The sequence below is a fragment of the Stenotrophomonas sp. STM01 genome, from assembly GCF_014852135.1.
Lineage (GTDB): Bacteria > Pseudomonadota > Gammaproteobacteria > Xanthomonadales > Xanthomonadaceae > Stenotrophomonas > Stenotrophomonas capsici.
This window is the reverse complement of the sequence record NZ_JACVBA010000001.1, coordinates 813,214-824,728: the sequence shown is the minus strand read 5'-3', so window position 1 is coordinate 824,728 and position 11,515 is coordinate 813,214. Positions and strand designations below refer to the sequence as shown.

Sequence of the window (11,515 nt, the reverse complement as noted above, 5' to 3'; positions counted from 1 at the left end):
GCTCTGCGCAATGTGTCAGTGCGCGACGCAACGCTCTACTCCCTCCTTCGCGCGAAGCGCGCGGGAGGGTTGGGGAGGGGCGCTTCTGACGTGGGTCGTGAAATGCACCCCCTCCCAACCTCCCCCTGCCTGCTGCGCAGGCAAGGGGAGGGGCAGTTCAGCTTGTTGCTGCGGCAGTTCCGTGCAGCTTGTCGCTGAGCTCCCTCGCCGAGCGACGCAGCGCTCTACTCCCGCCCTCGTGCGAAGCGCGGGGGAGGGCTGGGGAGGGGGCGCTTCGGACGTAGGTGCGTCCCGTTCACATGCCAACGAATGTCCGCCAAGACGCCGAAACTGCGTCGTTTCCTGTCTACAAAGACAGCGTCTGGACAAGGTTCACATGCAACTGTTTCACCTTTGATGCACTGCAAAAACCGGACATTTTTTCGGTTAGGCTTGGGGGATTCCCGCTCTCAAGGCTTGTGCGTCCTGGATGAACGAGTACCGTAGCAGCGTTGTCTTCGCCACTCCCGATCTGCCCCTGCGCGACGATGTGCGCCGGCTGGGCACGCTGGTGGGTGACCTTCTTGCCGAGCAGGCGTCGCCGGGCTTCCTGGACGAAGTGGAAGAGGTGCGCACCGCCGCCATCGCCCGTCGCGAAACACAGGGGCCCTTGGCTGGTCTCAGCGCGCAGTTGGCCGGGCGTTCGCCACGCGAAGCCGAGGCTTTGGTGCGTGCGTTCAGTACCTACTTCCAGGTGGTGAACATCGCCGAGCGCGTGCACCGCATCCGTCGTCGCCGTGACTACCAGCGCGCCGGCACCAAGCGTCCGCAACCCGATGGCCTGCATGACGCGCTGATCCAGCTCAAGGCCCAGGGCGTGACGCTGGAGGAGCTGGCGCAGTGGCTGCCGCGCATCGACATCGAGCCGGTGTTCACCGCACATCCAACCGAAGCGGTGCGCCGCGCGCTGCTGGAGAAGGAACAGTTGATGGTCGCCGCGCTGGTCGACAACCTCGACGGCCAGCGCACCCCCGGCGAGCAGGCCGCCGATGCCGCGCGGTTCCGCATGGCGCTCACCGCCTCGTGGCAGACCGCCGATTCCTCGCCGGTACGCCCGACGGTGGATGACGAGCGTGAGCACGTGGGTTTCTACCTGACCCGCGTGCTGTACCGGGTGATCCCGGTGTTCTATGAATCGCTGGAGCAGGCGTTGCTCGATACCTGGGGACGCAGCCTGCCGTTGCCGCGGCTGCTGCGCTTCGGCACCTGGGTGGGCGGTGACATGGACGGCAATCCCAACGTGGACGCCAGCACGGTCGCCGCCACGCTCAATGCACAACGGCGCGCGGTGCTGGAGCTGTACATCCAGGACCTGTTGAAGCTGGCCAGCCTGCTCAGCCAGTCCACCGAGCTGATCGGTGTCAGTGACGCGGTGCAGGCACGCGTGCAGGAATACCGCGAACTGCTGCCCGACGTGCAGTCGCGCCCGCGCCATGCCGACATGCCTTACCGGCTGCTCAACGACCGCATGCGTGCGCGCCTGCAGGCGACGCTGCAGGATGCGCCCGGTGCGTATGCCGCGCCGGAAGAACTCATCCACGATATCCAGCTGATCCTGGACAGCCTGGAGGCCAACAAGGGCAAGCACGCCGGCTGGTTCTCGGTGCGTCGCCTGCTGTGGCGCGTGCGCACCTTCGGTTTCCACCTGGCGCGGCTGGACGTGCGCCAGGAGTCGAGCGTGCATTCGCGTGCATTGGCCGAGGTGCTGGACGGGCAGGAGGCATTCGATGCGCTGGACGGCGCGGCGCGTGCGCGGACGCTGGCGTCGTATGCGGTCGGCGACGCCGCGTTGCCGGCGGGGGCCGACGAAGGGGGGCAGCGGTTGGACAAGGTGTTCGCGGCGTTGGCCGATGCGCGCCGCCGGCACGGTGCCGATGCGCTGGGCAGCTACATCATCTCGATGGCGCATGACCGTGGCGACGTGCTGGCGGTGCTGGCATTGGCACGCCGCGGCGGCCTGCGCGATGACAACGGTGCGGTGCCGCTGGATATCGCGCCGCTGTTCGAGACCGTCGACGACCTGGGGCGTGGCACCGACACCCTGCGCGACCTGCTGGCCGACCCGGTCTACCGCGCCCATCTGTCCGCACGCGGCGATGTGCAGATGGTGATGCTGGGCTATTCGGACAGCGGCAAGGACGGCGGTATCGCCGCCTCGCGCTGGGGCCTGCAGCAGGCGCAGGTCGAATTGCTGGAGGTGGCCAGCGCGCACGGCGTGCACCTGACCTTCTTCCATGGCCGCGGCGGCTCGATCAGCCGTGGCGGCACCAAGACCACGCATGCAGTGAACGCCTCGCCGCGCGGCAGCATCGACGGGCGCCTGCGCGTGACCGAGCAGGGCGAGGTGATCCATCGCAAGTACGGCATCCGTGCACTGGCGCTGCGCTCGCTGGAGCAGTCCGCCGGTGCGGTGCTGCGCGCCAGCCTGCGCCCGCGTGCGGCCGAGCCGCGCGAGGCGCTGTGGAAGCCGGTGATGGCGCGGGTCGCCGAGCAGAGCTCGCAGGCCTACCGGGCGTTCGTGGGTGACCCGCAGTTCATGAACTATTTCCGCCAGGCCACGCCGATCGACGTGATCGAGCGCATGACCCTGGGCTCGCGCCCGTCGCGGCGATTGGGCCAGGATGCGGCGCTGGGCAACCTGCGTGCGATCCCGTGGGTGTTCGCCTGGAGCCAGGCGCGTGCGGCGATCCCGGGCTGGTTCGGCGTGGGCAGCGGCCTGCAGGCGGCCGCCGATGCCGGGCAGGAAGATCTGCTGCGCGAGATGGCGCACGACTGGCCGTTCTTCGAGACCTTCCTGGACGACATGTCGATGGTGCTGAGCAAGGGCGACATCCACATCGCCGAGCAGTTCTCGCGCCTGGCCGGGCCGTTGCATGACCAGTTCTTCCCGCGCATCGGCGAGGAGCTGGCGTTGACCAAGCGCTGGGTGATGCGCCTGAGCGGGCAGCAGGAGCTGCTGGAGCATGACCCGCGGCTGGCGCTGTCCATCCGCCTGCGCAACCCGTACATCGACCCGATCAGCACGCTGCAGGTGGACCTGCTGCAGCGTTGGCGGGCGAGCGACCGCCAGGATGAGGCGTTGCTGCGCGCCCTGGTGGCCTGCGTCAACGGTGTCTCGCAGGGCGTGCAGAACACCGGTTGAGGGTCCGGCCATGGGCCGGGATGCAGCGAGGCCTGATCCCGGCGTCGCGATGATCGGTGCGCGCCACCGGGCTGGGAGTGCATCCCGGCTTGCGGGCGCAGGGGGGGGCTCAGGCGTCGGGCGAAGGGTTGCTCTTGAGCAGCTCCAGATGCCGCTGTTCCATCTCCTGGCGCAGCTGGCGGCGGATCTGCGCGGCGGCGAAGCGACGCTTCTCGTCGGACGTCTCCGGCTGCAGCGGCGGCACCGGGGTCGGCTTGCCGTCGTCGTCAACGGCCACCATGGTGAAGAAGCAGCTGTTGGCGTGGCGCACGCTGCCCTTGCGGATGTCCTCGGCCACCACCTTGATGCCTACTTCCATCGACGAGGTGCCGGTGTAGTTGACCGATGCCAGGAAGCTGACCAGCTCGCCGACCGCGATGGGCTGGCGGAACGTCACCTGGTCCACCGACAGCGTCACCACGTAGTTGCCGGCGTAGCGGCTGGCGCAGGCGTAGGCGACCTGGTCGAGCAGGCGCAGGACCGCGCCGCCGTGCACCTTGCCGGAGAAGTTGGCCATCTCCGGGGACATCAGCACGGTCATCGAGAGCTGGTGGGATTTGTGTTCGGACATCATGGCGCTGGCTGCGACGGCGGGAGCCGCAGGCTACTCCCTTGCGGGTGAAGGGGGTAGGGGCCGTACCCCGTGCCGGTGCGGCAGGGGTGATGGCGTGGCCGCCGCTTACTGGAAGTTGTAGCGCACCACGTGGAAGAACACCGGTGCGGAGAACACCACCGAATCCAGCCGGTCCAGGATGCCGCCGTGGCCCTCGATCATCTCGCCCCAGTCCTTGGCGCCGAGGCTGCGCTTGACCGCCGACAGCGCCAGGCCGCCGAGGAAGCCGCAGACCACGATCAGCAGCGACAGCGCCGCGGACTGCAGCGGCGAGAACGGGGTGATCCAGTACAGCGCCGCGCCCACGCCGGTGGCCGCCAGGCCGCCCCCGACCAGGCCTTCGACGGTCTTGGACGGGCTGACCTGCGGGGCCAGCAGGTGTTTGCCGAACAGTTTGCCGAACACGTACTGCAGCACGTCGCTGAGCTGGACCACCAGCAGCAGGTAGAACAGCAGCATCAGGTTCTGCCCTTCGTAGCCGGGGATGCGCAGCAGCATCAGCGCCGGCGCATGGCTCAGGCAGAACACGGTGAGCATCACGCCCCACTGGATCTTGGTGTTGCGCTCCAGGAAGTTCTCGGTGTCGCCGGACAGCGCCGATACCGCCGGCAGGGTCAGGAAGCCGTACACCGGGATGCACATCACGAACAGGCCGTACCAGTCGATGCCGATCAACCAGTACTGCAGCGGGATGGCGATGTAGAAACACAGGCACAGCGCCAGGTGGTCGCCGCGTCGGGTCGGGGTGAGCGAGATGAACTCGCGCAGCGCGAAGAACGAGAGCAGGCCGAAGAACACCAGCGTGGCGATCTTGCCCAGCACGAAGCAGAACAGCAGCACCGCGGCCATCACCCACCAGGCACGGATGCGGGCGTTGAGGTTGTCCACCACCGAGCCGGACTTGAAGCGGCCGATGATGAAGCCGATCAGGCTGGCCAGCACCAGCACCCCGAACACGCCGCCGATCATCCACCAGAACTTGGGCGGTGCACGCTCGATGGCCTGCTGCAGGAAGCTGCCCAGGGGCAATTGCTGGAATACGTTGTTCATGCCAGATCCACCACGGCCTGCCGGGCGCGTTGCAGGAACTGCGCCTTGTCTTCATCGGGAATGCGGTTGAGCGACGGGCCGAAGCGCGCCGTGCATACCAGCGGCACCGGCACCAGGCTGCCCTTGGGCAGGGCGCGGCGTGCGTTGTCCAGGTACACCGGCACCAGTTCCACGTGCGGGTAGTGCTGGGCCAGGTGGAACAGGCCGGCCTTGAACGGCTGCGGCATGGGTTCGTGGTTGCGGGTGCCTTCCGGGAAGATGATCAGCGAAGCCCCGCCGTCCAGCGCGTCGTACAGCGGTTGCAGCGGGTCGCCCTCGACCTTGTTGCGGTCGCGCTCGATCAGCACGGCGTTGAAGCCCCTGTCGGCGATGACCTTGCGGATGCCCTTGCTCCAGTAGTCGCGGGCGGCGACCGGGCGGGTGTGCTCGCGCTGGGCTGGCGGCAGCGCCGACCACAGCGCCACCGTGTCCAGGTGGCTGGAATGGTTGGCGAAGTAGATGCGCTGGGTGTCGTTGGGGCGGCTGCCGACCCAACGCGGGTAGGCACCGATGAAGACCTTGACGGCGGCGACCAGCAGGCTGGAGAGCATCAGGACCTTGCCTTCAGTTGCGCGGCGATCGCGCGGGTGCGGGTGATGCAGGTCAGCAGCGCGCCGGCGACGATCACCACGGCGGCCACCTGCAGGGCGTAGCCGGTGTGGCTGACCCATTGCTCGATGATCGCCGCCACGCAGGCCAAGGTCAGCACGAACATGCGGTGCTGCTTGGCCATCGGGCCACGGAAGTCCTGCGGCAGGCCAAGGCTGGCCCCGGACAGCCGCACGTAGGCGGTAAGCGCGGCGAGCAGTGCGCCCAGCCAGCCCAGCCAGGGCATGCCGGCGGCGTAGCCGAGCGCGACGATCAGCAGCGAATCGGCGATCCGGTCCGGGTATTCGTTGTACAGCGCCCCGGTCGGCGTCTGTTTGCCGCCTTCCATGGCGACCATGCCATCGAGCAGGTTGCAGACCAGGCGCAGCTGCACGCCGATGATGCAGGCGACCAGGCCGAGCAGGCTGGGCGCGGCCAGCAATCCCACCGCGCCGATCACGGCGAAGAAGATGCTCAGTACCGAAATCTGGTTCGGCGTGACGGAGGAGCGTGCCAACGCGGCGCTCAGGGCCTGGGCCCAGCCGGTGGAACGGGCGGCGATTGGTCTGCGGTCTTCTTTCCCCATGGCGGCGATGGTAGTGCATCGCCGGGGTGGCAGGAGCATCCGGTGAGCGAATCAGAGCGGCTGCAAGCGGGCGCGCGTTTCGGCGTCCGGGAAGCCCAGGGTGAGGTAGCGGGGCGGGTGCAGGTGGCGGCTGTCCTGCTGCAGCAGGTGGCCGATCAGCGGCTGGGCCTGCTCCCAGTCCACGACCAGCGTTTGCGCATCGTCCTCGTTGACCGGCATCACCAGCACGATGCGGTCGGTGCGCGGCAGCGAGCTGGCCACCCCTTCGGTCCAGGCGCACAGCGAATGCCGCTCCTCGCTGTGGACCATGAAATTGGCCACGAACACATCCTCGTCGTGGGCCTGGTGCACGCGGTCGAGCAGTTGCTTCTGCATGGCGTAGGCATCGCCGTCCAGTTCCAGCCGCAGCTGCCGTTGCCGCTCGCGCAACGCAGGGTCGGCCAGCACGTGCGGATGCAACTGGCCATCGTCATAGCGCAGCACTTCCCAGGAGATCACGCGGCCGTCGGCGAACGCCTGGCCGGCCAGTTCCAGCATCGCCGCCTGCGCGCGCAGGTCACCTTCGCCAGCGACCAGCAGCATGTCGCGGGTGGCGAGCATGAACACCGGCAGGCCGGCGACCGGCACGCGGTGCAGCAGGTCCGGCAGCAGGGCGCGGCTGCTGTCGTAGGCGTCGCCCCAGGCGGCCTGATAGAGGCCGGGGGCCACCTCGACGAAGGGTTCGTCCGGGCTCTGGCGCAGGTTGGTGCGGGCGATGACCAACGCCTCGTCGAAGCTGATGCCCCACTCCTCCGGCGGGCCCTGGGTGAGGGTGGCGGTATGGTCGGGGTGGTCGACGGCCAGCAGTTCCACGCATTCCTCGCTCAGGCGGCGGTACTGCAGGCGCTGCGGCGGTGCATTCCAGCCCTCCTGCTCGGCATGGTGCAGGGTGATCTCCTCCAGCTGGGTGATGCTGCGGATCAGCGGGCGCAGCAGCGGGCGCGCCTGCTCCAGCGTCATTTCCTCGTCGTCCTCATGGAGGCCGAGCAGGCCGCTGAAGGCCAGCAGGGCCTTGCGCTGCTGGCCGCGCGGGGCATTGAGGTACGCCTGGTAGGCATTGTGAAGATTGAAGTAGGAGCCGTTGGCGTGGCGGATGCGGAAGGTATCCGACTCGTACTCCAGCGGATGCGGGTAGCCGTTGGCGCGGACGGCATCCATGAATTTCCCGGCGAAGCGGTCCGGGTCGGGTTTGTCCTTGAACAGCTTGCCGATCAATGCCTGCAACATGCCAACGCTCCTTGTGAATGCCAGCCATCGTGGGCGCGGTGATGGCGGCATTGCAAGGGCAACTGCGCAAACGACGACGGGCCGCTTGCGCGGCCCGTCGGGGTGCAACGGGCGATGCCGGTCGCGCTTACTTCAGCTTGGCAGCCTTGCGCAGGGCCTCGGCGCGGTCGGTCTTCTCCCAGGAGAAGGCGGTCGCGTTCTGGGTCTTGCCATCGCCGTCGACGTACGAGAATTCCTTCGGCTTGCGGCCGAAGTGGCCGTAGGCGGCGGTCTGCTGGTACATCGGGTGGATCAGGTCGAGCATCTTGATGATGCCGTACGGGCGCAGGTCGAAGTGCGCACGGATCAGCTTCTCGATCTGAGCGTCCGGGATCTTGCCGGTGCCGAAGGTGGTGACCGAGATCGAGGTCGGCTCGGCCACGCCGATGGCGTAGGAGACCTGCACTTCGCACTTGTCGGCCAGGCCGGCGGCAACCACGTTCTTGGCGACGTAGCGGGCGGCGTAGGCGGCCGAACGGTCAACCTTGGACGGGTCCTTGCCGGAGAACGCGCCACCACCGTGACGGGCCATGCCGCCGTAGGTGTCGACGATGATCTTGCGGCCGGTCAGGCCGCAGTCGCCCACCGGGCCGCCGATCACGAAGATGCCGGTCGGGTTGATGTGCACCTTGTTCTTCGGCAGCTTGTCCAGCCATGCCTTCGGCAGGACCGGCTTGAGGATGTGCTCGCGCACGGCCTCGATCAGGTCCTTCTGCTTCACGCCCGGGTCGTGCTGGGTCGACAGCACCACGGCGTCCAGGCCTTCGATCTTGCCGTCCTGGCCGTAGCGCAGGGTGACCTGGCTCTTGGCGTCCGGGCGCAGCCACGGCAGCGGCGAGTTCTTCTTCTTGCGGACCTTGGCCTGCTGCTCGACCAGGCGGTGCGAGTAGTAGATCGGCGCCGGCATGAACTCCGGGGCTTCGTTGCAGGCGTAGCCGAACATCAAGCCCTGGTCGCCAGCGCCCTGTTCTTCCGGCTTCTTGCTCTTCTTGTCGGTGCCGTCCACGCCGGCGGCGATGTCCGGGGACTGCTTGCCGAGCATGTTGATGATGGCGCAGGTATGACCGTCGAAGCCGACGTTGGAGTTGTCATAGCCGATCGAGTTGATGACGTTGCGGGTCAGCTCCTCGATGTCGACCCAGGCCGAGGTGGTGACTTCGCCGGCGACGATGGCGGCACCGGTCTTGACCAGCGTCTCGCAGGCGACGCGGGCGCGCTTGTCCTGGGCCAGGATAGCGTCAAGCACGGCATCGGAGATCTGGTCGGCGATCTTGTCCGGATGGCCTTCGGAGACCGACTCGGAGGTGAAGAGATAGCTGGACATGAGCTTGTATCCCTGTATGCGGATGAAAAGATAGCCGCGAATGATACACGCTCGGGGCCGGGGGGGAATAGTGCAGGGGGCGCCGTTGCCATACGGTTAAGCCGGGGTCATCGAACTGCCGCAAAACCGCAACCGGCCTGCCTTCTTGCGGGCGCAGGCTGCCGGCCAACAGGGCCGTCGGGGTATCCCCATGCAACAGATCGAGCACCGCCTGCAGCAGCGCTATCCCGATTGGTTCCGTGGCCGGCGCGGCCACCTGGCGCGGCCGTTGCTGCGCACGATGGGGCGCTGGTCGGGGTTTGACCGGATGGACGCCTTCCTGGCGCGCAGCGCCGATCAGCACGGCTTCGACTTCGTCAGCGCCGCGCTGGCGTTCCTGCAGGCCGGCTACACGGTCGACGCCGCCGCACTGGCCCGGATCCCGACTAGCGGGCGGCTGCTGATCGTGGCCAACCACCCCTCCGGCGCGCTGGATGCGCTGGCGCTGCTGGACGCGGTGGGCAAGGTTCGCCGCGACGTGCGGATCATCGCCAACGACATGCTGCTGGCGCTGGAGCCGCTGCGCGAGCTGCTGCTGCCGGTGCGGATCCTGGGCGGACGGGCGCAGCGCGCCAGCCTGCAGGCCATCGAGCAGGCACTGGAGGCAGAACAGTGCGTGATCGTGTTCCCGGCCGGCGAGGTGTCGCGGTTGTCGCTGCAGGGCATCCGCGATGGTCGCTGGAACCGGGGGTTCGTCCGTTTCGCCCGGGCCTGCCAGGCGCCGGTGCTGCCGGTACGGGTACAGGCGCGCAACTCGGCGCTGTTCTACGGCGCCTCGGCCGTGTTCAAGCCGGCCGGCACCGCGCTGCTGGCGCGGGAGATGTTCGCCCGCCGTGGCCGGCCGCTGCGCCTGCAGGTGGGACAGCCGATGCTGCTGGGCAGCGACGGCGACCCGGCGCAGCAACTGGAACAGGTCCGCCGCGCGCTGTACGCCCTGGGCGAGGCGCCGCTGGCTCCCCGCATGGCGGAGGCCGGCCCCGAGCCACTGGCCGACGCCATCGATGCCGACGTGGTGGCGCAGGCCCTGGAAGCGGCCGAACTGCTCGGCCAGACCAGCGACGGCAAGCAGATCCGGCTGGCGCGTTGCGCGGCCGGTTCGCCGCTGCTGCTGGAGCTGGGCCGGCTGCGCGAGCTGACTTTCCGCCAGGTCGGTGAGGGCACAGGACGCAGCCGTGACCTGGATGACTACGACCCGCATTACCCGCACATCGTGGTCTGGGACGCGGCGGTGCAGCGCATCGCCGGGGCCTACCGGATCATGCGCGGTGCCACCGCGCTGGCCCGCAACGGCCTGCCGGGCCTGTACACGGCCAGCCTGTTCCGTTACTCCGACGATGCCATCCCGCGCATCGCCGAAGGCATGGAGCTGGGCCGCAGCTTCGTGGTGCCCGACTACTGGGGCAGCCGCAGCCTGGACTACCTGTGGCAGGGCATCGGCGCCTACCTGCAGCGTCAGCCGGGCATCCGTTACCTGTTTGGCGCGGTGTCGATCAGCGCCGCGCTGCCGCTGGCCGCGCGCGAGCAGCTGGTGGCCTACTACCAGCGCTATTACGGCGCCGGCGCGGGCCTGGTCGAATCCAACCGGCCGTTCCAGTACTTCGCCGCGCCGCCGAGCTTCGGCGAGATGGATGCCACGGCGGCGTTCGAGGTGCTCAAGGCCAACCTGGCGGCGCTGGGCACCAGCGTGCCGACCCTGTACCGCCAGTACATCGACCTGTGCGAACCGGGCGGGGCGCGGTTCCTGGCATTCGGGGTGGACCCGGACTTCAGCGACTCCATCGACGGCCTGATCGAGGTCGACCTGCAGGCGATCCGCCCCAACAAGCGCAAGCGCTACCTGCGCGACGCCGGGGCGGTGGCGTGAACGCGCCGCGGGTGCTGCAACCGCACCGCCGCACCGTGTTCATCTCCGATACCCACCTGGGTGCACGGCATTGCCATGCCGCCGAGCTGGCCCGTTTCCTCGGCGCGCTGCGCTGCGAACGGTTGTACCTGGTCGGCGACATCGTCGACCTGTGGTGGTTGTCGCACAAGCGCGCCAGCTGGCGACCTGCCCACAATGACGTGATCGAGGCGCTGCACGCGCTGCGCCGGGCCGGCACCGAGATCATCTACATCCCCGGCAACCATGACGCGCCGCTGCGCCGTACCTGCGGGCTGATGCTGCCGGCCATGCAGGTGCGCCGCCGCGCCATCCATGTCACCGCCGATGGTCGCCGCCTGCTGGTGGTGCACGGCGACGACTACGACGGGGTCACCCATTTCGGGGGCCTGCAGGAGCGCTTCGGCGACTGGCTGTACTACCGCATCCTCACCGGCAACCGCCTGCTCAACCAGCTGCGGCAGCGGCTGGGGCTGCGGTATTGGTCGCTGTCGGAGTTCCTGAAGCGGCAGAGCGGCGCGGCCGAGCGCTACATCGAGCGGTTCGTGCAGGCCGGGTTGGAGGACGTGCGGCGGCGCGGCCTGGACGGCATCGTCTGCGGGCACATCCACCGCGCCGCGCTGGTCGAGCGTGACGGGCTGGTCTACGCCAACGATGGCGACTGGGTCGAGAGCCTGACCGCGCTGGCCGAGGACCATGACGGCAGCCTGCGCCTGCTCGACCATGCCGGCAACAGCCTGGCCTGCCTGCCGGGGGCGGCCAGGCTGGCGCGGGTGGCCTGAACCGCCCGTCTTGCCTTTTTCATGACTGGACAGCCAGCTATGCTGGCGCCAGCTGTGGAAACAGGGAGTGTCCGGGTGGCAGCGAAA

General features: G+C 68.4%; 9 protein-coding genes. 3 read left to right on the top strand and 6 right to left on the bottom strand.

Annotated elements, in window-relative coordinates; all coding sequences use genetic code 11:
* Positions 1-469 precede the first annotated feature (469 nt).
* The gene (gene ppc, locus IB227_RS03765; RefSeq protein ID WP_192286354.1) at positions 470-3,181 is read left to right on the top strand and encodes a phosphoenolpyruvate carboxylase; all 2,712 of its coding nucleotides are present in this window, start codon (positions 470-472) and stop codon (positions 3,179-3,181) included.
* A gap of 109 nt (positions 3,182-3,290) precedes the next feature.
* Here ppc and IB227_RS03760 read toward each other — a convergent pair whose 3' ends face one another.
* The 6 genes from IB227_RS03760 to metK form a co-directional block, all read right to left on the bottom strand.
* Positions 3,291-3,794: an acyl-CoA thioesterase gene (locus IB227_RS03760; protein ID WP_132864568.1), complete on the bottom strand. Its 504-nt coding sequence runs from the start codon at positions 3,792-3,794 to the stop codon at positions 3,291-3,293.
* A gap of 105 nt (positions 3,795-3,899) precedes the next feature.
* Positions 3,900-4,802 carry a phosphatidate cytidylyltransferase gene (locus IB227_RS03755; RefSeq protein WP_165931240.1) on the bottom strand — a complete coding sequence of 301 codons (903 nt, stop codon included), beginning with the start codon at positions 4,800-4,802 and terminating at the stop codon, positions 3,900-3,902.
* Between the two features lie 77 nt (positions 4,803-4,879).
* The gene (locus tag IB227_RS03750) at positions 4,880-5,473 is read right to left on the bottom strand and encodes a lysophospholipid acyltransferase family protein (RefSeq protein WP_192286353.1); all 594 of its coding nucleotides are present in this window, start codon (positions 5,471-5,473) and stop codon (positions 4,880-4,882) included.
* Positions 5,473-6,096 carry a CDP-alcohol phosphatidyltransferase family protein gene (locus IB227_RS03745; protein ID WP_192286352.1) on the bottom strand — a complete coding sequence of 208 codons (624 nt, stop codon included), beginning with the start codon at positions 6,094-6,096 and terminating at the stop codon, positions 5,473-5,475. The genes IB227_RS03750 and IB227_RS03745 overlap by 1 nt, the downstream gene beginning before the upstream one ends.
* Before the next feature lie 51 nt (positions 6,097-6,147).
* Positions 6,148-7,362 (bottom strand): hypothetical protein, encoded by a 1,215-nt coding sequence (locus IB227_RS03740; RefSeq protein WP_192286351.1) that lies wholly within the window; start codon positions 7,360-7,362, stop codon positions 6,148-6,150.
* Between the two features lie 127 nt (positions 7,363-7,489).
* Entirely contained in the window at positions 7,490-8,725 is a 1,236-nt protein-coding gene (gene metK / locus IB227_RS03735) for a methionine adenosyltransferase (protein WP_132864565.1), read from the bottom strand.
* A gap of 190 nt (positions 8,726-8,915) precedes the next feature.
* Between metK and IB227_RS03730 the strand changes: the two genes are divergently transcribed.
* Positions 8,916-10,628 carry a GNAT family N-acyltransferase gene (locus tag IB227_RS03730; RefSeq protein WP_192286350.1) on the top strand — a complete coding sequence of 571 codons (1,713 nt, stop codon included), beginning with the start codon at positions 8,916-8,918 and terminating at the stop codon, positions 10,626-10,628.
* The gene (locus tag IB227_RS03725; RefSeq protein WP_192286349.1) at positions 10,625-11,428 is read left to right on the top strand and encodes a UDP-2,3-diacylglucosamine diphosphatase; all 804 of its coding nucleotides are present in this window, start codon (positions 10,625-10,627) and stop codon (positions 11,426-11,428) included. The genes IB227_RS03730 and IB227_RS03725 overlap by 4 nt, the downstream gene beginning before the upstream one ends.
* Positions 11,429-11,515 lie beyond the last annotated feature (87 nt).

Bases quoted from the DNA above. Each gene is read 5' to 3' on its own strand.
- IB227_RS03730 (WP_192286350.1), top strand. From the start codon at position 8,916: ATGCAACAGATCGAGCACCGCCTGCAGCAGCGCTATCCCGATTGGTTC.
- metK (WP_132864565.1), bottom strand. From the start codon at position 8,725: ATGTCCAGCTATCTCTTCACCTCCGAGTCGGTCTCCGAAGGCCATCCG.
- IB227_RS03740 (WP_192286351.1), bottom strand. From the start codon at position 7,362: ATGTTGCAGGCATTGATCGGCAAGCTGTTCAAGGACAAACCCGACCCG.
- IB227_RS03755 (WP_165931240.1), bottom strand. From the start codon at position 4,802: ATGATCGGCGGCGTGTTCGGGGTGCTGGTGCTGGCCAGCCTGATCGGC.
- IB227_RS03750 (WP_192286353.1), bottom strand. From the start codon at position 5,473: ATGCTCTCCAGCCTGCTGGTCGCCGCCGTCAAGGTCTTCATCGGTGCC.
- IB227_RS03760 (WP_132864568.1), bottom strand. From the start codon at position 3,794: ATGATGTCCGAACACAAATCCCACCAGCTCTCGATGACCGTGCTGATG.
- ppc (WP_192286354.1), top strand. From the start codon at position 470: ATGAACGAGTACCGTAGCAGCGTTGTCTTCGCCACTCCCGATCTGCCC.
- IB227_RS03745 (WP_192286352.1), bottom strand. From the start codon at position 6,096: ATGGGGAAAGAAGACCGCAGACCAATCGCCGCCCGTTCCACCGGCTGG.